This is a genomic window from Staphylococcus saprophyticus subsp. saprophyticus ATCC 15305 = NCTC 7292 (assembly GCF_000010125.1).
In the GTDB taxonomy this organism is placed as follows: Bacteria; Bacillota; Bacilli; order Staphylococcales; family Staphylococcaceae; genus Staphylococcus; species Staphylococcus saprophyticus.
In genome coordinates, this window is sequence record NC_007350.1 from 2,088,724 (window position 1) to 2,114,090 (window position 25,367).

The 25,367-nt window shown below is 32.7% G+C and carries 27 protein-coding genes and 1 pseudogene; 10 read left to right on the forward strand and 18 right to left on the reverse strand.

Going from position 1 to position 25,367, the window contains the following annotated elements; genetic code table 11:
- Positions 1 to 271: 271 nt before the first annotated feature.
- From ybaK to norA, 4 genes are all read right to left on the reverse strand, one after another.
- Positions 272 to 751, reverse strand: a complete 480-nt coding sequence (ybaK, locus tag SSP_RS10115; protein WP_011303673.1) for a Cys-tRNA(Pro) deacylase — start codon at positions 749 to 751, stop codon at positions 272 to 274.
- 81 nt (positions 752 to 832) lie between these two features.
- On the reverse strand, positions 833 to 1,702 hold the full coding sequence (galU, locus tag SSP_RS10120) for a UTP--glucose-1-phosphate uridylyltransferase GalU (RefSeq protein WP_011303674.1): 870 nt from the start codon (positions 1,700 to 1,702) through the stop codon (positions 833 to 835).
- A gap of 370 nt (positions 1,703 to 2,072) precedes the next feature.
- On the reverse strand, positions 2,073 to 2,813 hold the full coding sequence (locus tag SSP_RS10130) for a hypothetical protein (RefSeq protein WP_011303675.1): 741 nt from the start codon (positions 2,811 to 2,813) through the stop codon (positions 2,073 to 2,075).
- Positions 2,814 to 3,134: 321 nt separating this feature from the next.
- Positions 3,135 to 4,295, reverse strand: coding sequence for a multidrug efflux MFS transporter NorA (norA, locus tag SSP_RS10135; RefSeq protein ID WP_011303676.1), 1,161 nt, complete (start codon positions 4,293 to 4,295; stop codon positions 3,135 to 3,137).
- Positions 4,296 to 4,492: 197 nt separating this feature from the next.
- Between norA and SSP_RS10140 the strand changes: the two genes are divergently transcribed.
- From SSP_RS10140 to SSP_RS13230, 3 genes are all read left to right on the forward strand, one after another.
- Positions 4,493 to 4,912, forward strand: a complete 420-nt coding sequence (locus SSP_RS10140; protein ID WP_011303677.1) for a PPC domain-containing DNA-binding protein — start codon at positions 4,493 to 4,495, stop codon at positions 4,910 to 4,912.
- Between the two features lie 645 nt (positions 4,913 to 5,557).
- A complete protein-coding gene (locus SSP_RS10145) occupies positions 5,558 to 6,175 on the forward strand; it encodes a DUF1361 domain-containing protein (RefSeq protein WP_011303678.1) in 618 nt (205 codons plus the stop codon).
- Positions 6,172 to 6,447, forward strand: a complete 276-nt coding sequence (locus SSP_RS13230) for a hypothetical protein (protein ID WP_011303679.1) — start codon at positions 6,172 to 6,174, stop codon at positions 6,445 to 6,447. The genes SSP_RS10145 and SSP_RS13230 overlap by 4 nt, the downstream gene beginning before the upstream one ends.
- A gap of 320 nt (positions 6,448 to 6,767) precedes the next feature.
- Here the strand turns inward: SSP_RS13230 and mdh are convergent, their stop codons facing one another.
- The 5 genes from mdh to SSP_RS10170 form a co-directional block, all read right to left on the reverse strand.
- Entirely contained in the window at positions 6,768 to 7,706 is a 939-nt protein-coding gene (gene mdh / locus SSP_RS10150) for a malate dehydrogenase (protein ID WP_002483968.1), read from the reverse strand.
- Positions 7,707 to 7,805: 99 nt separating this feature from the next.
- Positions 7,806 to 8,417 (reverse strand): DedA family protein, encoded by a 612-nt coding sequence (locus SSP_RS10155; RefSeq protein ID WP_002483969.1) that lies wholly within the window; start codon positions 8,415 to 8,417, stop codon positions 7,806 to 7,808.
- Positions 8,418 to 8,469: 52 nt separating this feature from the next.
- Entirely contained in the window at positions 8,470 to 8,772 is a 303-nt protein-coding gene (locus tag SSP_RS10160) for a hypothetical protein (RefSeq protein WP_011303680.1), read from the reverse strand.
- Positions 8,773 to 8,797: 25 nt separating this feature from the next.
- Positions 8,798 to 9,706: an aldo/keto reductase gene (locus SSP_RS10165; protein WP_011303681.1), complete on the reverse strand. Its 909-nt coding sequence runs from the start codon at positions 9,704 to 9,706 to the stop codon at positions 8,798 to 8,800.
- Positions 9,707 to 9,739: 33 nt separating this feature from the next.
- The gene (locus tag SSP_RS10170) at positions 9,740 to 10,666 is read right to left on the reverse strand and encodes a CobW family GTP-binding protein (protein ID WP_011303682.1); all 927 of its coding nucleotides are present in this window, start codon (positions 10,664 to 10,666) and stop codon (positions 9,740 to 9,742) included.
- A gap of 226 nt (positions 10,667 to 10,892) precedes the next feature.
- Here SSP_RS10170 and SSP_RS10175 point away from each other — a divergent pair, with 226 nt between their 5' ends.
- Positions 10,893 to 11,336, forward strand: coding sequence for a MarR family winged helix-turn-helix transcriptional regulator (locus tag SSP_RS10175; RefSeq protein WP_011303683.1), 444 nt, complete (start codon positions 10,893 to 10,895; stop codon positions 11,334 to 11,336).
- A 208-nt stretch (positions 11,337 to 11,544) separates the two neighbouring features.
- Here the strand turns inward: SSP_RS10175 and cydC are convergent, their stop codons facing one another.
- Together cydC and SSP_RS10185 are read right to left on the reverse strand one after the other, a co-directional pair.
- Positions 11,545 to 13,224 (reverse strand): thiol reductant ABC exporter subunit CydC, encoded by a 1,680-nt coding sequence (cydC, locus tag SSP_RS10180; RefSeq protein WP_011303684.1) that lies wholly within the window; start codon positions 13,222 to 13,224, stop codon positions 11,545 to 11,547.
- The gene (locus SSP_RS10185) at positions 13,221 to 14,852 is read right to left on the reverse strand and encodes an ABC transporter ATP-binding protein/permease (protein WP_011303685.1); all 1,632 of its coding nucleotides are present in this window, start codon (positions 14,850 to 14,852) and stop codon (positions 13,221 to 13,223) included. Before SSP_RS10185 ends, cydC begins: the two co-directional genes overlap by 4 nt.
- 279 nt (positions 14,853 to 15,131) lie before the next feature.
- Here SSP_RS10185 and SSP_RS10190 point away from each other — a divergent pair, with 279 nt between their 5' ends.
- From SSP_RS10190 to SSP_RS10205, 4 genes and pseudogenes are all read left to right on the forward strand, one after another.
- A complete protein-coding gene (locus SSP_RS10190; RefSeq protein ID WP_002483975.1) occupies positions 15,132 to 16,007 on the forward strand; it encodes an undecaprenyl-diphosphate phosphatase in 876 nt (291 codons plus the stop codon).
- A 333-nt stretch (positions 16,008 to 16,340) separates the two neighbouring features.
- Positions 16,341 to 17,043: pseudogene (locus SSP_RS10195) on the forward strand (hypothetical protein).
- A gap of 4 nt (positions 17,044 to 17,047) precedes the next feature.
- Positions 17,048 to 17,512: a YaiI/YqxD family protein gene (locus SSP_RS10200; RefSeq protein ID WP_002483977.1), complete on the forward strand. Its 465-nt coding sequence runs from the start codon at positions 17,048 to 17,050 to the stop codon at positions 17,510 to 17,512.
- Positions 17,513 to 17,514: 2 nt separating this feature from the next.
- Positions 17,515 to 18,081: a TIGR00730 family Rossman fold protein gene (locus SSP_RS10205; RefSeq protein ID WP_011303688.1), complete on the forward strand. Its 567-nt coding sequence runs from the start codon at positions 17,515 to 17,517 to the stop codon at positions 18,079 to 18,081.
- A 232-nt stretch (positions 18,082 to 18,313) separates the two neighbouring features.
- Here SSP_RS10205 and SSP_RS10210 read toward each other — a convergent pair whose 3' ends face one another.
- Positions 18,314 to 18,931, reverse strand: coding sequence for a LysE/ArgO family amino acid transporter (locus SSP_RS10210; protein WP_011303689.1), 618 nt, complete (start codon positions 18,929 to 18,931; stop codon positions 18,314 to 18,316).
- Between the two features lie 118 nt (positions 18,932 to 19,049).
- Between SSP_RS10210 and SSP_RS10215 the strand changes: the two genes are divergently transcribed.
- Positions 19,050 to 20,504: a PLP-dependent aminotransferase family protein gene (locus SSP_RS10215; protein ID WP_011303690.1), complete on the forward strand. Its 1,455-nt coding sequence runs from the start codon at positions 19,050 to 19,052 to the stop codon at positions 20,502 to 20,504.
- 160 nt (positions 20,505 to 20,664) lie between these two features.
- On the opposite strand, the gene SSP_RS10220 is transcribed toward SSP_RS10215, so the two are convergent.
- From SSP_RS10220 to SSP_RS10235, 4 genes are all read right to left on the reverse strand, one after another.
- Positions 20,665 to 21,216, reverse strand: a complete 552-nt coding sequence (locus tag SSP_RS10220; RefSeq protein WP_011303691.1) for a GNAT family N-acetyltransferase — start codon at positions 21,214 to 21,216, stop codon at positions 20,665 to 20,667.
- Positions 21,217 to 21,316: 100 nt separating this feature from the next.
- Positions 21,317 to 21,613 carry a hypothetical protein gene (locus SSP_RS10225; RefSeq protein WP_011303692.1) on the reverse strand — a complete coding sequence of 99 codons (297 nt, stop codon included), beginning with the start codon at positions 21,611 to 21,613 and terminating at the stop codon, positions 21,317 to 21,319.
- 272 nt (positions 21,614 to 21,885) lie between these two features.
- Positions 21,886 to 22,098, reverse strand: coding sequence for an SA0632 family lipoprotein (locus SSP_RS10230; RefSeq protein WP_002483983.1), 213 nt, complete (start codon positions 22,096 to 22,098; stop codon positions 21,886 to 21,888).
- Positions 22,099 to 22,136: 38 nt separating this feature from the next.
- On the reverse strand, positions 22,137 to 22,604 hold the full coding sequence (locus SSP_RS10235) for a GNAT family N-acetyltransferase (RefSeq protein WP_011303693.1): 468 nt from the start codon (positions 22,602 to 22,604) through the stop codon (positions 22,137 to 22,139).
- 98 nt (positions 22,605 to 22,702) lie between these two features.
- Here SSP_RS10235 and SSP_RS10240 point away from each other — a divergent pair, with 98 nt between their 5' ends.
- The gene (locus tag SSP_RS10240; RefSeq protein ID WP_011303694.1) at positions 22,703 to 23,386 is read left to right on the forward strand and encodes a DUF1129 family protein; all 684 of its coding nucleotides are present in this window, start codon (positions 22,703 to 22,705) and stop codon (positions 23,384 to 23,386) included.
- Positions 23,387 to 23,479: 93 nt separating this feature from the next.
- On the opposite strand, the gene SSP_RS10245 is transcribed toward SSP_RS10240, so the two are convergent.
- Positions 23,480 to 24,640 (reverse strand): MFS transporter, encoded by a 1,161-nt coding sequence (locus SSP_RS10245; RefSeq protein WP_011303695.1) that lies wholly within the window; start codon positions 24,638 to 24,640, stop codon positions 23,480 to 23,482.
- Positions 24,641 to 24,875: 235 nt separating this feature from the next.
- Positions 24,876 to 25,364 carry a DUF456 domain-containing protein gene (locus SSP_RS10250; protein ID WP_011303696.1) on the reverse strand — a complete coding sequence of 163 codons (489 nt, stop codon included), beginning with the start codon at positions 25,362 to 25,364 and terminating at the stop codon, positions 24,876 to 24,878.
- Positions 25,365 to 25,367 lie beyond the last annotated feature (3 nt).

Sequence of the window (25,367 nt, forward strand, 5' to 3'; positions counted from 1 at the left end):
AGTCATATACAACCTTAAAAGTTCTATTAATTGTCATTTTTAGTTATTAGCAAATAAAGCACTACGTTAATTTTTATCATCGCAAACTTAATCTTTTATCGTTTGTATAATATGAACAAACATGCTATTTGCTCATCTAAAACCTAATACTCGTTTGTAGTTCATCATGTGGTTGCAAATTGAGTTATCTTAAATACTTATATACAAAAAATGACAGACAGCAATCTATATATAATCAGATTCCTGTCTGCCCCTTTGTTATTACATGCTTTTATTTATGTATGACTTCAACGACCTTTGCCTTCGTCACATTAATTAAGTCTCTAACATCTATTTTAATCTGTGTGCCACGTTCACCACCACTTACATAAAGGGTATCGATGTCCATTGCTTGTTGATCTATTATCGTTGGAAATGCGCGTTTCATACCAATAGGTGAGCAACCACCCCTGATATATCCAGTAACTTTTTTCAAATCATCAAGTGGCATTAAATGCAGTTTCTTCTCTCCCACCGCGTGCGCTGCCGCTTTCATATCTAAAGATTCGCGAACTGGAATAACAAACACAAAATGAGCGTGATTTGTATTCTCAAGTACAAGGGTTTTATATACAAGACCGGGATCCACGCCTACCTTTTCAGCTACACTTTCGCCATCCATATGTATTTCTGAAACTTCATAAGTATTAACTTCATACGGTATTTTACTTCGGTCAAGCATTCTCATTGCATTGGTTTTCTTTTGCTTCATTATCAATCACTCCATATGACTTTTAAAAAGACGTCATTACATTAAACTTTTTAGCTAATGCTTTTTTAAATTCATCGTCATTTAATTTAGCTTCAGTTTTTTTATAAACTCAACTAACTCATCATGCATTGATTCATCTTTTAAAGCGTACTCTATCGTCGTTTTTACAAAACCTAATTTTTCACCAACATCATAACGGTCGCCCTCAAAATCATATGCATAGACTTGATCTGCTCTGTTCAAGCGTTCTATGGCATCAGTGAGTTGAATTTCTCCGCCTGCACCCTCGCCTTGCGTAGCTAAGTAATCAAAAATATCAGGCGTTAGAACATAACGCCCCATAATAGCTAAATTAGAAGGCGCAGTGCCTTGTTTTGGTTTTTCTACAAATTCATTCACTTCATATTTTCTACCAAACTTTTGTAGTGGATCAATAATACCATAACGATGTGTTTGTGCTTCATCCACCTCTTGAACACCGATGACAGATTTCCCAGTTTCTTCATAAGCTTCAATCAGTTGCTTAATAGCTGGATTATCTGATTCAACGATGTCATCACCTAATAAGACAGCAAATGGTTCATCACCAATAAATTGTCTTGCCGAATATATTGCATGACCTAGTCCTTTTTGTTCTTTTTGTCGAACATAAAAAATGTTTGCAAGTTCTGTAGAATATTTAACTTTTTCTAATAAATCTGTTTTACCTTTTTCCTGAAGAATCATTTCTAATTCCTTTTGATTATCAAAATGATCTTCAATGGCACGTTTGTGTTTACCTGTCACTATAATAATATCTTCGATGCCTGCTCGTGCCGCTTCTTCTACTATGTATTGAATCGTAGGTTTATCTAAAATAGGCAACATCTCTTTGGGCATCGCTTTCGTAGCTGGTAAAAAACGTGTACCCAATCCAGCAGCTGGTATGATTGCTTTCTTTATTTTTCTCAAAACGCTCATCCTTTTCCTATTAATATTTATGACTACTACCAGAAAATAAACTATCCAATTTATTTTTTATTCATTACTATCATCATAACATTGATATGAGTGTCTTTATACTGATTTCCCTAATATAGAAGGAAGTGAGACAGAAAACAAATTTTTTAATTGAGAATTCGTAGTCCTACCTATGTAAACAAGACAAGGGTGACTATGGTAATGGTTTACTTGAGCTAAAGCACATGCATAAGAACTACTAATTTTCATAAATTAAAAAAGTAGTTCTTTAAAGAAGTGGGACTTTACATTTTCAATTCAGTCATCTACTGCCTAAATGAAAAAAGCCTGAGACATATATATTTGTCCCAGACTTCTATATTTAATTTAATGAAGGTTGCTGTATAACATCCCCGGATTTACTAACAACAACTTTATAATCTCTTTGTGTTTTATATTCATGAAAAGTATAGTACATGCCGTCCTTAGATTCTTTAACCTTTTTCAAAACGACATTTTCCCCTAGGTTATCTACAGCATGCTTTTGTGCAATCACTTCAGATTCTTGAGGAGAGATACTCGAATGTAACGGTGATTGATTGTCATTCACTACATACGATTTATCAAATATACTCGCTTGATTGTCTTCACTTACAGTTACTCTGTAATACGTATTTGGTTTTGCTTCATTTTTAAATGTAAAAATATAATAATATACACCTTGGCAAGTGCTATCGATACCATAATCGTTATATGGATTAGATTTATGATTGTCATGATTCACAAGCGTCTGTGCTTTATTTAGTGCTTTAGAAAATTGCGGTAAGTTCGCTTGTCCCGTTTCGTTCTCTTTTAAATCGTGCGTCGTTAATTTGGCAATAGGTTGATAGTTTGTTGTATTATATGGCGCTTCATTTTTTTCTTCTTTCATCGCTGCCTTAATTGAATTCTTATCTTTTTGTTTTGCTTTGTCCTTAGCTTCAGCATTTTGTTCTCCAACTGAAATACTAGAAATCGTTTCATGTACTTTTGCAAGCGCTTGTTGGTTTGTAGCTATAAAAAGAAGAAAACCTAAACAGCAAGCAAGAAGGAACGCCATAATCGTTAACATTAAATTTTTCAAGTTCATCCCCTTACTTACATTTATTACTTTTCTTATCATGTTAGCACAGATTATTCTATAAACACTTAAATAGAACACAATTTAAAACAAATGTAATCTTTGTTACATGAATATTACGTAAGTCTAGCTTATTTAATACAAGTGTCATATTCGTTTTCAGTTTTTAGTATTAGCCTTATGACATAAACACTTAAATGATTTATTTCTGAAAACAGTCATTCACTATCCCCTTTTTACATAAATAAACCCTTCACAGTTTCCACTTTTTAACGTCAACTCTGAAGGGTACATCTGCATATTCAACTTGTTCTTGTTTAAAATTTAAATATTACTGAAGCGTGATCTAATCATTTTTTCTATAAATATAACGAACATACCTAATACCATTACTAATACTGACATATATAAGGGAAATTCGAAATTGATATCATATAATGTGCCTGCTACAAGAGGCCCGATAAAGTTGCCCATACTGGTAAATGTAGAATTCAGCCCACCTGCGAAACCTTGTCGATTTCCAGCAATATTAGAAAAATAGTTTGTAATCGCTGGTCGGATCATATCGAATCCGATAAACACGATGAAACTAATAATCATAATTGACCAATAGCTATGAACAAATGTCAGTGCCAATAAAATGATAGCAGAATAAAGTAATGCATAAGTGATAAATGTTAACTCTTTGAAATGTTTCATGAATTTATCAAAGAAAAACACTTGGAATATTGCGCCGGCTATCCCACCACCAGTAATCGCGAATGAAATATCTAATGGTGAATAGTGTGCTTTATCTGCTGTGTATAATGGGAATAGCGTTTCAAAAGCAGATAGGCCAAAAGCGAGTACAAGTGTCAAGATAATTGGTGTCAGAAATACTTTCCAATTAATTTTTGATAGTAATTCTGGTTGATATTGAGTGAAACCATCTTGCGTACTGTTCTTTGGATTTTTGATTAATGCAATCGATAAGATTAATGCCACACATCCACTAAAACCAGCCACATAAAACGGTAATCTATGTGAAAATTCTGCTAGAAATCCACCCATCCCTGGTCCTAAAATGAATCCCGAATTAATAATTGCTGACATATAGCCGAAATTTTTCGCTTTATCTCTACCTACAGAAATATCAGCAATCATTCCTGTTACCCCCGGCATAACCATACCAGCACTAAATCCACCTAGTATTCTAGAAACGATTAAAAGTGAGAACGTATGACTTGCAGCGAATAAGAATTCTGAAATAGCAAAAAGACCCAAACCTATACAAATAATCAGTTTTTTACCTAATTTATCTGCCAGCGTACCACCAAATGGTGAAATGATCATTTGTGCTAAAGCAAAGACAGCAACGAGTATACCTAAGTCACTACCTTTTAAGCCTAAGTCTTTCAAATAAACCGGTAATACCGGAACAACTAAACCAATACCTAAAAAGACAAGAAAAATATTAAAATATAATATAATAAATTGCTTATTCACGTTTCTCACTCCATTCTTTTTTAATATATAAATTGCTGGCTATTTATAACATTGATAAAACCTTAATATTACAACATTCTATAACAGTTCTATAGCAAATGACAATAAAAAATATTTACTATAAACACTATTATACAAACTCTTAATAAGAACTTGTATAATAGTGGTGTAATCCATTTTCAGAACGGAGGTTTCTTATGATTTATCAAGTAGACGGCAAAACGATTGTTTTAGTATTGGAACAGGGTGAAGATATTGTAGAAGCTGTAACTGATATTGCTAGAGAACAAAATGGTAAGTTTGGCACAGTCAGTGGTATTGGCGCTTGTTCAAGCGCAGAGCTCAACTTTTATAATCTAGAAACACAAACATATGAGAAGAAATTAATTGATGAACCATTAGAATTAATCGGTTTAATGGGCAACATTTCTCATATTGATGAACAGCCCTTTGCACATTTACACGCAACATTTGGAACCAATCAATATGAAACACTTAGTGGTCATTTAACAAAAGCCGTTGTATCTGCAACTGCTGAAATTATCATTACAATGACTAATCTAGACATCAATCGTAAACACAATGAAACCATTGGTTTGAATCTGTTAGATTTATAAATAAAATGTGCTTACCTTTATTTTTAAATCATTCACTAACTATGCAACCCAATAAGAATGTAAGTGCTATACGCAACTATTCATTATGCTTAATTTGAGTCTGAGACATAAATAGCTGCCTCAGACTCTTTTATCCATTAAGGAGTAGTTGTCTGAACTGCACGTATTTTTATAAACTGTATTTCCATTTATTTTACATAAATTCACTTAAAAGTGTAAATTCAGAAAATACGCAATGTGCTCCTCTATTGACTTAGATCTTGTTAATATTAAAATTCACTTTACTTTTATAATATATAATATGATGATTTGGGATATGATTTAAACATGATTTAGCATTTAACCGTTACTGCTTTAATCCAACCGTGTCATAAGTTGCTATGTTATGGTGTTTAATTAATTTATATGAATTCATTCTCCAACTATTTAATTATACATTTTATCTTTATGAATCCAACTTGTACTTTTCGTTGAATTTTATTTTCAAAAAATGTATCATGTAGTCTTGTATTTCAACAAATTGAACTAACACCTCTCTTAAGTTATGCGATTTAAGGTAGAGATATATTTATTATTGTATATAATAAGCATTTAAACTAATACATTCATCAGCAACGACATACTAAAAAGAAAGTAGGTGTATTGATGTCGGCTCGATATATTGCTAGAACTGTGTTCCTTATTCTAATCATTATTTCAATATTTTTTAATCATTATTTTCCGTTTATGACATTAAATTTATTTCTAGCATATGTGCCATTTGAACTATGCTTACTCTTGAATTTATTTAAACCTATTTATAAATACGAATGGCCGCTCTTTATTATATTTGCACTTATTTTTGTATTTATGGTTCCTAATACATTATATATGGTTACAGACTTAATCCATTTAAATCAATTTAGATTTAATTTTTATCAGGGTTTATTAATCACTGAATGGGCCTATTTCGCATTTTTAGTTGCAGCCGTATTACTCGCACTGTATCTATTAATTTTAATGTTTTTAGAAATTGAGCAATTTACACACCGTATGTGGTTAAATCGACTCATCATCGTAGCAATGATGTTCCTTAATGGACTCGGTATTTACATCGGTCGCTTCTTGCGTTTACATTCCGTTTATCTTATTAATGAACCACTCCGTATTTTTAATGAAGTTGCGGCAAGCCTGAAATTTGATACTTTGTGCTTCATTTTATTACTTGTAGCATTGCAAATTATCATATATGCATTTGCGAAAGGAGTGCGTAGTGCAAAATGACTTTCAATATTATTATTTTAATTATTATACTCATTTTATTGCAGCTAATCATTGGTCATCTATTACATGATGTAGGATTCTCATATACGCACAGCATTATCTTGATGTGCCTTCCCTTAGGAATCGGTTTGTTTTACCTACAATTATTTTATTACGAGCGTCGCTTCCCTAAGTGGAATATACCCATCCATGTTAAGATCAGACTAAAATACATGTATATACTCACTTTCTTCGAATATGTTGCGCTATACATTTGTATCTTTAGAATGTAATCATTTATCGTTTACATAGTAAACAGTTAATGAATTGTATCATCAGTTCTAATATTACATGTGCTAAGGATTAAGTATACGTGTCTGAGATATAAATAGATATTTCGCCTACTTTTAGGTGCTAGTTAAAAATACTGATATAAAAAAGCTCCCGTCTAAGTTTTCATTTTTCAATGTCAACTTTAACGGGAGTTATTTATATGACTTAGATAATAAATCTTATTCTCAATAAAAGACTCAATTGATGCTGTAAAATACTACACTTGCTACTACTTAACTGCTGTCTAAATACTTCTATTTTAATGTACGTCATCTATTTATCATTGATTTTTCAAAGCTTGTTTCACTTCTTCTACAGAGTCTGCAGAGATGCGCAATTGTGCCTGTTCATTGTCTGAAAGTGCTAGTTCAACAATATTTTCGATACCTTTTTCACTTAAAACAGTTGGTACACCTAAACAGATATCAGAAAATCCATATTCTCCTTCTAACAATGCGATACTTGGTAATAAACGATGTTGATCCTTTAGAATTGCTTCAATCATTTCAAAAACTGCAGACGCAGGGGCATAATATGCAGAACCATTGCCAAGCAAAGCAACAATTTCAGCGCCACCCTTTCTTGTACGTTCTACAATTTGCTCTATTTGCGTTTGATTCAACAATTGATGTAAAGGGACACCATTGACATTGGTTGAATTTACTAAAGGTACCATTGTATCACCGTGGCCGCCTAATACAAGCCCTCTAATATCTTTTATTGACACATTTAAAGCTTCTGCAATAAAGGATTGATATCGTGCAGTATCTAATACACCAGACTGTCCAATCACGCGTTCTTTCGGAAAACCTGACGCTTTTAACACAGAATAGGTCATCGCATCTACTGGATTAGTAAGTACGATAATTTTGCAATCCGGTGAATACTTTACAATTTCCTTCGTAACATCGAACATCACTTTTTCATTAATTTGTACTAAGTCATCTCTACTCATACCTGGTTTACGAGGACTTCCTGCAGTTATCACAACAATATCTGAATCGGCTGTATCAGCGTAATTCACGGAACCCGTCACTTTCGCATCAAAACCATATACCGGACTGCTTTCGAATATATCTAGCGCCTTACCCTTCACTTGTCCTTCGTTATCTGGTCGATCAATGAGCACTACATCAGCTAACTCATGCTGCGCAACAATAAATGCTAATGTAGCGCCTGTGTTACCAGCACCTATTATGGAAATTTTCTTTTTGGTCATAAAAACATCCCCTTAATCAAGCAATTTATATCTCAATTAAATTATAACACGCATTCATTTTAAACAATGATTGCAATTCATAAACTTAAGTTATCATCTTTACTTATGTTTGCGTTGGCGCTTAAACCATTTCCATATAATGAAAATGGCGAGGATAATCAGTACAATATATATAATGCGAGAATAAATATCCATATAGTACACAATTGCATGCCAATTACCGCCGACTGCTTGACCTAAATAAATTAAAACAATATTCCATATTAATGTTCCTATCGTTGTAAATAGCATAAATAATGGTAGATTCATTCTTGTTAAACCAGCAGGTATAGAGATTAAACTTCTCAACAAAGGCACGAAACGACAGAAGAAAATAGTCCAATAACCATATTTATCAAACCACTGTATTGTTCTATCAATATCCTTCGTTTTTACACGAAGAAACTTTCCATATCGATTAACAAAACGATATAAATTGCGTTCACCAATCCAAGCTCCTATTCCGTATAAGACGATTGCACCGACAACTGAACCAATTGTAGACGTAATGGTCACACCAATAAAACTTAAATCAGATTTAGTAGTCATAAAACCACCAAAAGTTAAAATAATTTCAGACGGTATAGGCGGAAAGACATTTTCTAGAAAAATTAAAAAAGCAATACCCCAATAACCATATTGTTCCATAAAGTGTGTAATCCACTGTTCCATGCATTACCTCCTCGTTATAATCACGCTTGCTCTATAAGTCATTTACTCGTGACTAGTTAAAAAAATGGTTAGTCAAACCATATAAATAAAATGTAAGTCCAAATAATACTAAGGAAAGTATGGTTAATATTAATGATAAAATCATTATCCGTTTAAAATGATGAATAAAAACAACGAATAAAATCGAAGCATTATAAAGGAAAAACAAACCAAATAAAGTTACCATCACAGTAATGTCAGGAAAAACGATGTTCAATATAGCAATAATCAAAGCAAATCCTAAAAATGGAAAAGTAATAAAGCGTTTTTGAAACTTGAGTTCTTTTCTATGGTGTTGTTCGTTCTGAGTATTCATTATTTACACTCCTTTTAAAATTAAATTAAGGGATATCGTGGCCTAATGAAGCTGTATAAATATCAAACCATTCTTGGTCTGTTAATGTTACCTCAAGTCCAGCGATTGCGTCATCAATCCGTTCTATCTTATGCGTACCCAACACTGGCATGATTGCGGCAGGATGTTTATCTAACCAAGCCATGATGATGCCATTCGTTGTCACATTATATTTCTGTGCTAATGGTGAAACAATTGCCATAATTCTTGCAGCCTTTTCATCAGCTAGATCAAAGAGCTTGCCACCCGCCATAGGGCTCCATGACATAATTTTAACATCATCTTTATACATATGATTAATGACACCATTGTCAATTGCATCTAATGTGTATGGCGACACTTCTAATTGATTTATTGTAATGTGTAATTTGTCACACACAAGGCATTTACTTAACAAATCATATTGCGATTTATTAAAATTCGAGACACCAAATGATCTCACTTTACCCTCGCTTACTAAAGCCTTTAAAGCTTCTGTTACTTCATGGGGATCCATCAACGGTGATGGTCGATGGATAAGCAAACTATCTAAATAATCAACATTTAATTGTTGTAATGAACGGTCTACTGCTTTTCGAATATGTGTTTTACTATGATCATATCTGTGTCCATGAATGTCTTGTTCAGGGCTTGATGGTAGTACGATACCACATTTCGTCACAATCTCAATTTCATCTCGTAATTGAGGTGATAATTTTAAAGCCTCACCAAAAATACCTTCGCATGTATAATTACCGTAAATATCGGCATGGTCCATCGTTGTGACCCCGCGCTCTACTAACTCATTTAAATAACGATTCAATTGTTGTGGTGTCCACTGCCAATCTTGTGCTCTCCAAAACCCTTGTATCACTTTTGAAAACGAGACATACTGATTTATTTTTACTTTATCCATTTAAAAACCAACACCTTTTATTTTATTAGATAATTAAGTGAACTGTAACATGTCTAATTTGTTGCGTATTTGATTTTCATCAATCTGTTCACCAATCATCACAATCGTTAATGGCATTTCATCATCAATAATTTGATAATCTGGGAGACCAAATGCATATTGAAATTCATAAGTTTCATGAGGCATATCACGAAATTTAACATATCCCTTTAATCTTAGAACATTATCTGGGAGCCGTAAAATAAATTGATAAAATAATTGACGATCAATCGGCCCAGAAAAATGGTATTGTACACTATTTATACCATGATGATGCATATGGCTTTCTTTAGTTGGCAATGATGTATTTGTAATCGTATCAAAAGCATCCATGTGCATATCTGCATAAGTTGTATAAAATTTGGGCGCTTCTGAATTAATTTTATCAATAGCTTTAAGATCATCATACGCATCACTTTTTAATAAATCCATTTTATTGACTACAATTGCATGACTTACTTCTAATTGTTCTTCCATCAATTGTTTTGTACTATGGGTATATTGGGTTCTGGTCAAAAATCTTGGTGCGTCTAATAATCCTATTACCATAGGCGTTTGGACATTAGCGACAATTTCAGGATCTTGGCATGCCGCAATAATTTCTATCGGATGTGCAATACCCGTCGCCTCAATTATAATATGGTGCATTGCACTTTTGTTAAGAAAATGTTTTAATTGTTTTATTAAATCTTGTTGCAAGTCACAACAGACGCAACCATTTAATATCGATGCGACTTCAACATCGTCGCTTAATGCAGCGCTATCTACATCTAAATTGCCGTATTCATTTACGATGATACTTGGGTTTTCATTTTTTCTTAATAAATATTTCACATAATTGCTAAGGAAAGTTGTTTTCCCACTACCTAAAAAACCTGTTACAATTGTAATAGGCGTCTTAGGTTGTTTAATATTTTTCATAAAATCACTCATTTCTTAAACACAAATGTTTGTGTAAAATTTAATTTATACATATAATTAAACTTTTACTTGATAAAATATTAGATATCTTCTAAACTTTATACACACTTTATTTTAGCATGGCACAGTGCAAAAGTATGATTGAAGAAGTGTCAAACACAACGCAAGACGGATTCAGGTCCGATACAGAGAGAACAAAACGGATAGAATGTCTGGAGGAGAACTTATGTCTGAACCACTTAATTTAAAGGAACAACTTTGCTTTAGTTTGTATAATGCTCAAAGACAAGTAAATCGCTACTACTCAAATAATGTCTTTAAAAAATACAAACTGACTTACCCACAATTTTTAGTATTAACAATTTTATGGGCTGATTCACCTGTCAATGTAAAGAAAGTCGTAACAGAATTAGCATTAGATACAGGTACTGTATCTCCATTACTCAAGAGAATGGAACAAGTTGATTTAATCAAACGTGAACGTTCTGAAGTAGATCAACGTGAAGTGTTTATTCATTTAACTGACAAAAGTGAAGCAATTCGTCCAGAATTAGACACGGCTTGTCAAGATGTTGCTGTTGCATCATCATTAAGCCCAGATGAATCTCAAGAGTTAAATCGATTACTTTCAAAAGTAATCAATGCCTTCACTGAAGAAAAATCTAAATAATTTTTCACAACAAAAGTTTAGGTACTAGCTATTAAAAATTATTCCTTTAATATACTTGATTTATAAAGCGAGCTCAAACACTTATGTGTTTGAGCTCGTTTTTTCATAATAAATCATAACTCATATTCAACAGCTCTATCTACCGCGGTTTAAATGAATAACTAAAGATTTATTATTTATTTTAGATGTCTTCGTTTCCACGTTTATTTTAATCAGCATTAATGGCTACCATTTGGTGTAAATAACCATTCGTTTTATTCAATAGCGCCTGATAACTGCCATCTTCTAAAATAACGCCATCTTGCATAACTATAATTCTATCAAAATGTGGCAATAGTCTTAAATCATGTGTTGCCACTATCAAGGTTTGCGCAGTTTGATGAATTGCTTCCATCACTTTATCGGTATGATATATATCCAATGCCGTTGTCGGCTCATCTAATATCCAAATAGGCGCATGTTTTAAAAACAACCTTGCTATTGCCAATCTTTGAACCTCTCCACCAGATAATGTTTGACCTGAAAGTGTAATCATTCTGTCCAAATCAATATGCGCTAGCCCCAAGTCATCAAGTACTTCTCTCATTTCAAGATCACGCTTTTCAGCAAATAAATTCTCACGAACTGTTCCATCAAAAAGTTGTTGTGATTGTAATAAGGCATTTATATGACCATATTTTTCCTTATCCTTAATTTTCACTATATCTTGTTGGTTAAATAATATGCTCCCTTTCTCACTTTGATACAAACCTAGCATGAGTTGAAGTAATGAGCTTTTCCCTGAACCAGAAGGACCAACGATTGCAACATGTTCACCTTTGTTAATAGTACATTGAATATTGGATAACACATTACTTGATTGATTCCAATATTTAAAATCTACTGCTTGAATATCGAATAACAAATTAGCTTCATTCAAATCTCTTTGCATTTGTTCGGTACCTTGTACCATCGGATGCGCAATCACTTCATTTATATTTTCAATTGCTTCATCTGTATCACCTTTATAGTAGGCCACATTACTCATCGGAATGGCTTGTTCAAACAACGTTAACATCATGAGCACGATACTCGTTAAATAAACGACGTCTAATTGGTGATTTTGCACTTGGACAACACCCAAATATAAGGTAAAAAACAGTGCAATCATTGAGACAATATTTAAACTATACTCATATAGAGATAAAAATCGTTGCTCTTTCGCTTGTGCGTCTTCATATTGTTCTAACTGATCTAACAATGCTGTTTTATAGTATGTTGTTCTATCAAAACGAACGAGTTCTACGTAACCTTCTTTATAATCGTAAAAGTGATTTAAAAAACCACTTTGTACTTGGTTGACTTGTTTTTTTATTTGTCGCGCTTTTTTAGCACTCAACCAAGGTATAACCAATAAAGTTGCAATCATACTCACGCAGATAATAATTGCATGTACATATGAAAAATAAATCATTGTTAAAACAGTTATCGTTGCTGTAATGCCAATAACTACTGGAGGATAATACACTCTCAGATAAATATTTTGTAGTGCTTCCACCCTGCCAATCATACGCGCAATCAAATCGCTAGAATTAAATTTACGATATACATCGGGTATGACGGGTAATAATTTCTTGAAAAACTGAACTCTCACATTTCTCAACATCGTAAATGTCGCTCTGTGGGATAAAAGTCTTTCGATATAACGTGCAATCGCTCTTAGAAATCCAAACATTTTAACAGATACAATCAGGATCATTAAAGCGAATAAAGGCGCACCTAATGCACTTTGTGTAATCATGTACCCGCTTAAGAAGAACATACCCAACGCTACCAAACTACCAACGACACCAATTAGTATTGATAAAATCAAATCTTTGTCTATTTTAAATTGAATATGTGGTTTCATGTTGCATCACCACCTTGAGATGAATTTTTCATTGTCGTTTGCTCGACAGATGCTGCATAACCATTTTCTATTAATATGCGTTTATCTGCTTTGTTAATTGTATGTGATCTATGGGCAATCGTAATAATGGTCGCACTTTCAAATTCATGTGCAATCACATCTTGAATGGTTTGTTCTGTTTTCACATCTAAGCCGGTAGCGGGCTCATCAAAGATGATGAGCTCTGGTTGTGTCATTAACACTCTTGAGAGTTCTATACGTCTCATTTGCCCTCCTGAGAGCATTTCTCCACCTTCACCTATCCATGTATCTAAACCATCCGCTAAGCTCAGTACTTTTTCTTTCAGTCCTACATCATCTAATACCTTTAATATTCTAGCATCATCAACGTCTTGGAACATCGTAATGTTATCACGTATAGAAGCATTAAAAATATAAGGTGATTGGCTCAAAAAGCCAATACTTAAAGATGGATCCTTAAACGTTACTGAACCGGATTGGGGTTTGTAATTTTGTGTTATCAATTGTGCTAACGTTGATTTACCCGCACCACTTTTACCAACTAGTGCAATTTTCTCGCCTTGATAAATACTTAGATTAATATTTTTCAAAGCATAGGTGTCAGCTGCATCATATTTGAAATCAACCTGCGATAATTGAACAATGGGTGTTTGATACGTATCAATCTGTTTTTGAATCTTATGTTCTGTTGTTCCTTTATCTAAGACATCAAATACGACATCACTTGAACCTTCACTTTGTTTACCGGTATGAAACGATTGTCCAAGATCTTTAATTGAATTATAAAATTCTGGCGCTAAGATAATTGCAATTGCTGCTGTTTTAAAATCAATGTTATGAAATAAAATCAATCCTAAACCTGCTTCCAATGCAACCAAGCCAATACCTAACATACTAATAAATTCAAGCATGAGGCCTGATAAAAATGCACTCTTTAAGATGCGCATTGTCAAATCTCTAAATGTTGTACTTTCTTCATATAATGCCGCTTCAGTCTTATCTGTTCTATTAAAAAGCTTTAATGTAATAAGACCTTTAATTTTATTTAGAAACTGCTGACTAAATTGATTTAAATATGTCATTTTATCTTTAGATTCATCACGTGTTTTCAAGCCAAATATAATATAGAAAATAGGAATAAATGGTGCTGTAACAATCATAATTAATGCAGTATTTAAATGTATAAAACACATTGCCACAATAATCATCAGTGGAATCATCATCGATTTAAATACCTGTGGAAAATAACTGTTAAAGAAAGGAACAATGCCATCTATACTTTCTGTCAACGTGTTTATTTGCGCACCAATTGGTTCTTTTGAGCGTTGTAATATGAGCTGACGTCGCAAATCTCGTTTGACTTTTGAAGCCATACGATTACCTATCATTTGGTTCACTGTATTAAGTGTCGCACGTGCAATTAAAATCACCAATGTTATAAATAATAAAGCCAATACATCTTGATTGGTTTTTAATAACATGATATTTAAAATTTCAGCAATAGAAATATTTTGAACTACTACGGTTATGGCTAATAATGTACTAATAATAAACATCCATATAGGATATACTTTAAATTTTAAAGCTAAATTTGTTAATCTTTTCACAAAATATCACCTGCCACATATTATAAACACATTATATGAAATTTAAATGATTTCGCTCATTATCAAGTAACATTTTTTATGTTAATTTCATATTTCTGACATAAATTTAAAATTGATTTTTTATTCCTCTGACAAAGCTACTAAAATATATATATTTTATATTATCTCATTCTTTGGTCTCATATTACGGTTTTAAGTAGCGTATTATATTTTTATTGTGCTATTATTGTTAGATGAAAATGCATAAAATTTAATAAGTACTATGAAAGTAGGTAAATTATGTTAATACTTGAATTAATTAAAGGTATTATTCTAGGTATCGTTGAAGGATTAACGGAATTTGCACCCGTTTCTTCTACTGGCCATATGATACTTGTCGATGACATGTGGCTAAAATCTAGTGAATTTTTAGGTTCACAATCCGCTTTTACATTTAAAATTGTAATCCAACTCGGTTCTGTGTTCGCAGGTGCTTGGGTATTCCGTGAACGTTATTTCGAAATGTTACATATTGGCAAATACAGACATGAACCCATTGACGGTATTGGCCAAAAACCAAAACGTTTAAACTTATTGCATATTATCGTTGGTATGATACCTGCTGGTGTCTTAGGATTACTCTTCGATGATGTCATCCAAGAATATCTTTTCAGTGTGCCTACTGTAATGATAGGACTATTTATCGGTGCTATATATATGATTATTGCTGATATTTACAGCAAAAAAGTTACCAATCCACGAAACGTGGACCAAATCAATTATTTCCAAGCATTTGTCATTGGTTTATCGCAAGCCATAGCTATGTGGCCAGGTTTTAGTAGATCAGGATCTACGATTTCCACTGGTGTCTTAATGAAAATGAATCATAAATCAGCATCTGACTTTACATTTATCATGGCAGTGCCAGTAATGCTTGCTGCAAGTGGTTTATCTTTAGTTAAAAATATGGAATATATCCACATGAGTGATATTGGCTTTTATGTTTTAGGTTTCTTAGCCGCATTTATTGTTGGTCTAATTGCCATTAAAACTTTCTTATACTTAATTAGTAAAATCAAACTGATTCCATTCGCTATTTATAGAATTGTCTTAGTAATCATTATCGCTATTCTTTATTTTGGCTTTGGTATTGGTCAAGGTATCACTGGTGAATAATTTAATAAAAACAGGTAACTCCCCCATCAACGGGGTTTATCACAAACTGTCGACAAAGTCTCCGATTTTGTTGGCAGTTTTTTTGTGCATGGTTTTCGCAGACAGTATCTTAGCGTGTAGGTTTCGGCTAGTGTTGCTTTCCCAGGTATCGATCTAAATCACTGCCAATAATATATAGAAAATAATATAATATATAAATTGGGCAGTCGTAGTGTTTGTTATGTTGAATAAAACAACAGATAATAAATCCTATGCATACGCTATATTTACCGTTTATTTTCATGTAATATAGGGTATGGTGAAGATAGTATAAATTAAATGGAGGCAACGAGTATGGACAAAAAGCAATTAATTAAAACAATTATCACAGTAGCGCCTGTGTTTCTAGTACCGCTAATCGTCGAACGTAAACGCATCAAAGATCATCCAGATGTTAAAAAAGCTAGCGATGCGACAGTTAGCGCTTCTAAAACAGTTGCAGATAAATCTGTACATTTGAAAGATAATGTAGTTGAAAAATCTTCTAATGCGAAAGCATATGTTGTAGATAAAAAAACACAACATGGATCAAAAGCGCGAACTTAAACGCATTGCAAAAGAAAATGATCCAGCTTATATCGAGAAAAAAGGCGAAAAATTAGAAAAAGAAAATCGCAAAGAAGCAGATAAAATGAACAAAATTCTGCAAAAAAATATCGATAAACGTCGCAAAGAAGAAGAGAAAGCACGTCAAGAAAATGAAAAACAACGTATCAAAGATATGAAAAAATCTAACAAGCACATGGAAAAAGTTGGATTAACACCAGGTAAACTTGATGACGAAACTGAGAAAAAAGGCGAAAAATTAGAAAAAGATAATCGTAAAGATGTAAATAAATTAAGCAAATTGTTACAAAAAAACATCGACAAACGTCATAAAGAAGAAGAGAAAGTGCAAGAAAAAAATAAAAAAGCACGTTTATCTGAATTCAAAAAATATAAAGACTATGTGGCAAAAAGCGTTGTAAAACAAAACAACGAAGATAAAGGCAAATAAGCAAATGACACAAGTCATTATAGATGGAGATGCTTGTCCTGTAACCAATTCAATTATTGAATTGACGAAAGGGACAGGCATTTTTGTTACCGTCGTCCGTAGCTTTAGCCACTTCTCTACCGTCATTCAACCTGAACATGTCAATATTATTTATGTTGATGATGGGCCTGATGCTGTCGATTATAGAATAGTAAAACTGGTTCACTCTGATGATCTTGTTGTAACACAAGATTATGGACTCGCTAGTTTATTATTAAACAAAGCTAAAATTGTCATGCATCACAAAGGATTTATATATAATCAAGAAAATATCAATACGCTACTCGAACAACGACATGCAAGTGCACAGTTTAGAAAAAGTGGTGGTCGAACAAAAGGGCCGGCTGCTTTTACAGAAGAAGATGTATCAAAATTCGAGTCTATATTTTCAAATTTAATTCATAAATATTTTTTAGAAACGGAGGATTAATCATGAAAAAAATTGCTATCTATTGTGGTGCCAGTAAAGGCAATGATGTTACATATATGAACGAAGCTTATCAATTAGGTAAGTACATGGCAGAACAAGGCTATGAACTCATTTTCGGTGCAGGTTCTGTAGGGATTATGGGCGCAATTCAAGATGGTGTATTGGATCATGGCGGCACTGCAATTGGTGTCATGCCTAAAATGTTAGATGAAAAAGAAATTACGAGTACTAAATTAACGGAGCTTATTTTAGTGGATTCCATGCATGAGAGAAAAAATAAAATGGCAGAGCTTGCCGATGCATTCGTGATGGCACCTGGTGGCGCTGGCTCACTAGAGGAATTTTTCGAAATGTATAGTTGGGCGCAAATTGGTATACACCAGAAACCGATAGCCATTTTTAACATCAATGCCTTTTTTGAACCTTTACAAACATTAATAAATCATATGATTAAAGAAGGCTTTATCGATCCAAAATATAAAGCACTTGCACCTTTATGCGCTACGCCAGAATCACTTTTTGAAACATTAAACAATTACCGACCTCTTGGCATTAGAACTTATGACTAAATCATGTTAATAAAATTAAGCAGCTATTATACACAAGCACTAGCTTATATAATCCGCGTAAAAAGGATGACTAATCGTAGGAAAGCGTCTGAGACATTTATTTTTGTCCCAGACGCTTTTTAATAATGAAGCATTATTTCGCCTTATCCCTCAATTTGACAATATCTATTTATATCCCAAACATTTAATATAATCTAACTTGAAATCTATCATTGAATAGTTAGCCTTTGACTTATAACAAAATTGCTAAGAGTTGTTTTAAAATCATTATAGCTACGATTAAAATAATGACTGATGACAATTTGTTCAATAGCATGATATATTTCCCTGTTTTATCTATGTTTCCAATCATTTTTCCAACTACTGCCAAGAAAATAAACCATAGCCAAGAAACAATAACAGTAGCTATAGTAAAGACCATTTTTTCAGTACCTTCATAAACTGCACCACTTGTCCCTATTACGCCTATGGTATCCATGATTGCATGGGGATTAAGTAATGATACAGACAGTGCAAAACCAATTTGCTTTTTAGCGGACATCGGTCGATATGATTGTAGTGTAACTGGACGTGTACGCCATAATGACCATGCCATATATAATAAAAATACCAGTCCAATACAATAAATTGTAATTTGTAGCACAGGCATCGATAACAATATCACAGAAATACCTATGACGGCTAACACGATTAAAAATGTATCACATAACCCTGCTGTTATAATAACTGGTAATGATTTGGTAATACTTTTATGGTTTGCACCTTGATTAAATACAAATACGTTTTGCGCCCCTAAAGGCAATATGAGCCCTAGCGCTAATAGTAATCCGTGAACGGCTGATTGCAACATACAAAACTACGCTCCTTTAATTATTACGACTATTTTAACTATGCTATATTATATACACAGAAATTGGACCCACCAGATGCAAATTAAAATACCAACCAGATAATATAGGAGCTATTTTATGTTCAAACCAAAATACAAGCAAATTATAGATGATATCATTTCACAAATAGATTCTGGAGATTTAGAACAAGGCATGCAATTACCTTCTCAACGAGATATGGCCTCGTTATATCAAGTGAACCGTTCCACCGTTATACAAGCACTCGATATTCTAAAAAGTCAGGGAATCATAGAAGGTAGAGAAAAACAACGCTTATATGTATCTGGAAATACTTGGCATACTTATATTAAAAACAATATTAATTGGCAAAACTATATTAGCCATAGTACGACTAAAAATAACCAATACTTTGTTCAACAAATTAACAAACTAGAATTTCACACTAACATGATACGATTGGGTACTGGTGAACTTGCTCCCGATCTTATACCTAATGAACAGTTCAAAGAAATTTTGAGCAAGTGTCATACTCCTGTGTTAAATACTAATTATGAACCACCCCAAGGCAACCTTAAGCTTAGAGAAGCAGTGGCACAATATATGCAAAAATCAGGTGTCTCATGTACTGTTGACCACATTTGTATTACATCAGGTGCATTACAAGGGTTAAAACTCATTGCAGATGGCTTACTCATTCCACAATCCAAGATTATTGTTGAATCACCTTCATACATTAATTCAATACGCACGTGGCATAATATGAGGGCCGATATTCAGCAAATAAGCATTTCTGATATTAAAAGTAATATTAATAATATTTTTAAAGCACAATCACAATATACAAACAGTATCTTTTATTGTATACCGACTTTACACAATCCAACACAACATAGTTATTCAACAGAAGAAAAACAAAAAATCATCATGCAATGTGAACAACATGGTATACCGATTGTAGAAGACAATGTGTATGGTGACTTATATTTCAATCATGAGCGACCTAAACCTTTAAAATCGTTTGATACAAACGACAATATTTTATATTTGAATAGCTTATCTAAAACTGTAAGTCCTGGTTTACGTGTCGGGTGGATTGTTGCCAAGCCTTCCGTCGCAGCACATTTAGCTGATTTAAAAATGCAAAATGACTATGGCGCAAGTTCTATATCACAATATATCGCAACACAATGGTTAACACATCCTCAATATCATGACCAACACCTCAAAATGTTAAAGAACCAACTTTTAATTAAGAGAAATTTATTTTTAGAATCTCTGAAGAAATATTTTAGTGATTTCGGTTCATGGTCAACGCCCGAAGGATCATTTTATATTTGGTTCCAATTTAAGTTCTCCATCGATATGAAAAGACTTTTCGATGAAGCGATTGCAGAAAACATACTGATTAACCCTGGTGAAGTATATGATAAAGATGCGCGTGATTGTATCCGTTTCTCATATGCTTATGTCGATGCCGAAGATATCGATGAAACTTTAAAACATTTAAGCAAAATTATCCAAACACGTTTTACGCCACCGTCTTCCCACATTGGCAAAGGTAATCACGGTTGATAAGTATAAAAAGTGCTTCTGAACTGTGGTACATGCATAAATCTTTCTAACTTTAAAAAATTGATAAAGGCTGAGACAATTAAATTTGCCTCAGCCTCTATTTAACTTAATCTATATACATTTGTAGAGATGATCATATACATTATCAAAACAACACTTCTCAGACATTTATTGTTAAATCTTTATAATATCTAACATGTTTTTTCAGTGGATGATACTTGCTAAGTTCTGGGTATTCAAAATGATCAAAACGTTTCATACCAATTTTTTCCATAACTTTGCGTGAAGCTTCGTTATTTTTTGAAGTGAAAGCATATACTTCTTCAATGCCTTGTTCTTTAGCATATTTTAATACCGCAGCTGCGCCCTCAGTTGCAAAGCCATTGCCCCATACTTCTGGAATTAGGCGCCACCCAATTTCATAAAATGGCAATTCTTCAAATGTGTATTTACTTTCTTTAGGAACATAATTCAAGCCAACAAACCCTAGCCAGCCATTTGTTTCTTTAAGTTCTACAGCGAATAATCCTATGCCATTTGATTGAATCGCTTCATCCATTTTTTTCATATCGTGTTCTGAACGTTTATAGCTTAATAAACTAGGAAAATATCTCCGAACTTGCCGATTGGCATTCATTTGTTGAAATGGTAATAAGTCTGTTTCTCGCCAATCACGTAATCTCAACCGTTCAGTTTCAATATAAACTGTCATTCATTACACCTCTATACTTAAAGTAAATTTATATAGAAAAGTAACGCGTTATGAGCGCACTCATATCGCGTTACTTTTTTAGTATTTCAAAGAATATCAATTACGCTCTTGAAATATAGCTAATTAATTCAACGTTTACCGCAATTTCTTTTAAACGATTGCGTTCGCTTTTCGGTGCAGTAAATGTTGCATCGATAAAATCATTCTGATGATCTAGTTTATACGTCGCTACAAATGTATCCGTATCTGATTCGAAATTAGGCAAATGTGCAATAACACGTTTAATTTCACCCGTTGAATCTTTAATTTGTCTGCCAGTAATACTTTCAATTTCTCTACCTAATTCTGGCAAAGTAATTGAACGGCCTTCTAATAAATTGAAATCTTGTTCATGCATAACGGTAACCTCTCTTCTATTCAAGGAAATTGTTAATTCACTTTATCTTTATATTCACATAAACGATAAAACATATTTATCAATTAACTTGTATTCCAACTTTTTATTTTAAATATTTTTATATGTGACGATTAAAACTTCTAATATCTTATAACGATACCCATTATAACAATTACTAAAACCAGTTTACAATGATTTCCTAGGAAATACTATTTAAGGATGTTTAAATAAGATGATATATAAATTATGATGCCTGATACCCTACGATTACTTTATGTCTTGGCATTAATATCTTTTTCTAAGTCGTCCGATTTATCTTTAAGTTTGTCTTGCTCTTTTTCTAGTTTTTCTTTTTGTTTTTTCAAGTCTTTATTTTGCTTTTCAAGTTTATCGATATCTTTTTCTAAAGACGCTTTCTCATCATCTTTACCACATGCTGTTAGAGTAATGGTTGATGCTATTATGAGTGCCAGCCATTTTTTCATGTAATATCTCCTTTTTCATAATAATATATATTTTATCATTATTTATGCTTATCTTCATTATTTACCAATAAGTTTTTGACCATAACAACCTTATTCATATCATAACCCATGTTAAAATTCATTTTTTGCATTTTTTTGTTCGAATAAGCTACAGTACTTTCTATTGTATACGCCCCTTTATCTCGTGCCCATGCTTCAATCTCTTTTTTTAGCTTAGTTGCAACACCCTGATTACGGTGAGTAGTTTCAACATATAACATCTCAATTAACGCCGTTTTCAGTGTTTTATCATATCGTGCCCAAATAAAACCAATCAACCGTTCACCTTCTGTTTGCATCAATATTGTATCGTCACTGTATCTTAAACCATGTTCAATCATTTCAATACGCAAAGCAACAGAAAGTTTAGTCTTTTTATATGTAGTATTTTGCCGTTCTAGTTCTGCTTCATGCACTTCAGCAATTCGGTTAATATATTGTGTCTGTTTAATTGTTAATCGATTCATATATACTCCTTATAAAAGCTTGTTGATTTATATTATGATATTAGTCATAATAATTCTTATCTTATAAATATATTCTAAAAAAAGGTAGCGAAATTCAAATGAAATCCACTGATAAATTAATGCGTGAAAATAATGTGAAATCACTTAGATTAAATAATACAGATAGAGAAACGTTTGAAAATTATATGACTTATGTACGAGCTGATTTAAGCGTAAATCCACATGCATCTGAAAAAATGTTAAACCGCATTTTACATCAGTTATTACAGGCCGAAAAGGAAGGCACCCTCGCAATGGATTTCTTTAATCATGATCCTAAAGCGCATGCTAAAAACGAAATCAAAAAGTTACCTAATGAAACTATAACTAATATATTCAAATATATATTTCAACATATCTTATTATTTATAGGTATTTTTTGTTTTTTAAAAGGTTTTATTGGATTTTTCATTGGCGCAAAACGTTTATATATTTATACCTTCCCTCTTATGTTAATTGTCGGTTTTATTATCATTTTCTTATTTATTTGGGTAATATTTAAAACTGTGCAAATGCAATGTTTTACTAAATCACATTGGACATGGATTGGCACTTATATCAGCATTATCCTTTTATTATTTGCAACTTTCTATGTATTTTTTGTTCCACAATCTTTTTTAGCGATAGGCCCTTATCTCTTAATTAGTAATTGGACCTTTATCATTATTTCTTTTATCGTTATTCCAGTTTCACTCTATATCGATCATCACTTTATCAATAAAGATGCCAACACTTCTTTATAAACAGTGCATAGTTATAAAAAAGTAGGACAACGAAATCTTATTTAAAATATGATTTCATCGCCCTACTTTTATCTATTATTTAATATGTCTATATTAAATATTTAGTCCTTCTTTTTTCTCAACACGAATACTCACTAATAAGAAAATGAGTCCAATAACCGTTAATATAGGTGCTATTAAACTTAATGATGCTATAGGTAAATTCGTAACCACGACGCCTCCTATGAAGGCACCTAAAGCATTACCTAAATTAAATGCAGATTGATTCAACGTACTTGCAAGTGTTGGTGCATCTTGAGAGATTAAAGTACTCTTAAATTGTAATGACGGGCTCATACTAAAGCCAATCAAACCAAAGAAGAAGATGCCTGCTACCATTAAAATACTATTCATTTGAACGAAGTATAATAAGATGAAATATAGAATAAAGACGATAAAAATGATTTTTAAAGCTTTATTTAAATTCCAATCTGCCAGCTTACCACCAACGACATTACCAAGAGTAACCCCTATACCAAATATAATTAACAGATAAGAGATTAAGTTTTCTTGTACATTGGAGACATCTATGAGCACAGTAGAAATATAAGTAAAGTATGCAAACACACTACTAAAACCAAACAATGTCACTGCAAGCGTTAGCCACAAGCGCTTTTCTTTTAAAATTTGTAATTCATTTAAGACAGATGACTTAATCGTTTCACGTTGCATAGGAACGAAAATAATAATGCCAATCAGTGCAAGTGCCCCAATAATCGAAATAATAATAAACGTCATAGGCCAACCAAAGTTTTGACCAATTAATGTACCAAAAGGTACACCTAATATATTACTCATACTTAACCCCATAAACATAAGTGCCATTGCGCTCGCACGCTTTTCAGGTCTTACCATACTTGCCGCAAGTATAGAACCAATACCAAAGAACGAACCATGTGCTAAAGAGGTAATAATTCGACTTGTCATCATAAACCCATAATTAGGACTAAACGATGCTGTAAGATTCCCTATAATAAATATTCCCATCAATACAATCAACAAATATTTTCTATTCCATTTTATTGTCAACATAACTATGATAGGTCCACCGATTGCTACACCCAATGCATAACCAGTGATCAATTGTCCTGCTTGACTCACCGTCACGTCAAAATCTCGTGCAATATTAGGCAATAACCCCATAATAACAAACTCTGTCATGCCAATTGCAAACGCACCAATTGCAAGCATCCATATCGCTATAGGATATTTCATTTTCGACTTACCTCCCATTACGTATTTTTTAAACATGATTGTGATTATACTAAAATGCGATTGCTTAAAACAAGGGTATTGCTTAATTTTTACTGTTTTTTTATATAAATCCGCTTACATTATATGTGTAGTTAAAATTAATCGCACATATAAAAAATGTTGATCATTCAAATCTAAAATAACATCTTACAAAAGTTATTTTAAAAATGAACCATCAACACGAAGGTATACTGATTTAGTTTATAAGTAAGGCATCTACAAAGAACCAAATCACCATAATAATCATAATGATTGCCTGTGCTACTGAGCTTGCTAAAAAGGCAACGACCGAACCAAAGCTCGCTTTTAGCGCTTTAGTTAAGTTAGGCTCTTGAATCATTTCTACAACAAGCACTGCAACAAATGGAACTATAATAATGCCAAAAGGTGGAAAGACAAAACAACCGACGATGACACCGACAAGTGCAACCAGTTCACTTAACTTTGAACCACCAAATTTATTTACAAAGTATTTATTCATAATAAAATCAGCAACAAGAATAAATACCGTGAATAATATCATAGAAACATAAAATACCCATGATAAGTTGCCATTATGAAAACCAAATTGATAAATTAAAAAACCGACCCATAACACTAATACTGAAGGAATAATGGGTTTAATTAATCCAATAAATGCTAAAACAAATGCTGCTATAATACATAGCCATAAAATTACTGTCATGAT

Excerpts from the sequence above, each read along its gene's own strand:
- ybaK (WP_011303673.1), bottom strand. The coding sequence starts at position 751 with ATGAAGCAAAAGAAAACCAATGCAATGAGAATGCTTGACCGAAGTAAA.
- SSP_RS10140 (WP_011303677.1), top strand. The coding sequence starts at position 4,493 with ATGATTTATCAAGTAGACGGCAAAACGATTGTTTTAGTATTGGAACAG.
- SSP_RS10145 (WP_011303678.1), top strand. The coding sequence starts at position 5,558 with ATGTCGGCTCGATATATTGCTAGAACTGTGTTCCTTATTCTAATCATT.
- SSP_RS13230 (WP_011303679.1), top strand. The coding sequence starts at position 6,172 with ATGACTTTCAATATTATTATTTTAATTATTATACTCATTTTATTGCAG.
- mdh (WP_002483968.1), bottom strand. The coding sequence starts at position 7,706 with ATGACCAAAAAGAAAATTTCCATAATAGGTGCTGGTAACACAGGCGCT.
- SSP_RS10155 (WP_002483969.1), bottom strand. The coding sequence starts at position 8,417 with ATGGAACAGTGGATTACACACTTTATGGAACAATATGGTTATTGGGGT.
- SSP_RS10160 (WP_011303680.1), bottom strand. The coding sequence starts at position 8,772 with ATGAATACTCAGAACGAACAACACCATAGAAAAGAACTCAAGTTTCAA.
- SSP_RS10165 (WP_011303681.1), bottom strand. The coding sequence starts at position 9,706 with ATGGATAAAGTAAAAATAAATCAGTATGTCTCGTTTTCAAAAGTGATA.
- SSP_RS10170 (WP_011303682.1), bottom strand. The coding sequence starts at position 10,666 with ATGAAAAATATTAAACAACCTAAGACGCCTATTACAATTGTAACAGGT.
- SSP_RS10175 (WP_011303683.1), top strand. The coding sequence starts at position 10,893 with ATGTCTGAACCACTTAATTTAAAGGAACAACTTTGCTTTAGTTTGTAT.
- cydC (WP_011303684.1), bottom strand. The coding sequence starts at position 13,224 with ATGAAACCACATATTCAATTTAAAATAGACAAAGATTTGATTTTATCA.
- SSP_RS10190 (WP_002483975.1), top strand. The coding sequence starts at position 15,132 with ATGTTAATACTTGAATTAATTAAAGGTATTATTCTAGGTATCGTTGAA.
- SSP_RS10200 (WP_002483977.1), top strand. The coding sequence starts at position 17,048 with ATGACACAAGTCATTATAGATGGAGATGCTTGTCCTGTAACCAATTCA.
- SSP_RS10205 (WP_011303688.1), top strand. The coding sequence starts at position 17,515 with ATGAAAAAAATTGCTATCTATTGTGGTGCCAGTAAAGGCAATGATGTT.
- SSP_RS10210 (WP_011303689.1), bottom strand. The coding sequence starts at position 18,931 with ATGTTGCAATCAGCCGTTCACGGATTACTATTAGCGCTAGGGCTCATA.
- SSP_RS10215 (WP_011303690.1), top strand. The coding sequence starts at position 19,050 with ATGTTCAAACCAAAATACAAGCAAATTATAGATGATATCATTTCACAA.
- SSP_RS10220 (WP_011303691.1), bottom strand. The coding sequence starts at position 21,216 with ATGACAGTTTATATTGAAACTGAACGGTTGAGATTACGTGATTGGCGA.
- SSP_RS10225 (WP_011303692.1), bottom strand. The coding sequence starts at position 21,613 with ATGCATGAACAAGATTTCAATTTATTAGAAGGCCGTTCAATTACTTTG.
- SSP_RS10230 (WP_002483983.1), bottom strand. The coding sequence starts at position 22,098 with ATGAAAAAATGGCTGGCACTCATAATAGCATCAACCATTACTCTAACA.
- SSP_RS10235 (WP_011303693.1), bottom strand. The coding sequence starts at position 22,604 with ATGAATCGATTAACAATTAAACAGACACAATATATTAACCGAATTGCT.
- SSP_RS10240 (WP_011303694.1), top strand. The coding sequence starts at position 22,703 with ATGAAATCCACTGATAAATTAATGCGTGAAAATAATGTGAAATCACTT.
- SSP_RS10245 (WP_011303695.1), bottom strand. The coding sequence starts at position 24,640 with ATGAAATATCCTATAGCGATATGGATGCTTGCAATTGGTGCGTTTGCA.
- SSP_RS10250 (WP_011303696.1), bottom strand. The coding sequence starts at position 25,364 with ATGACAGTAATTTTATGGCTATGTATTATAGCAGCATTTGTTTTAGCA.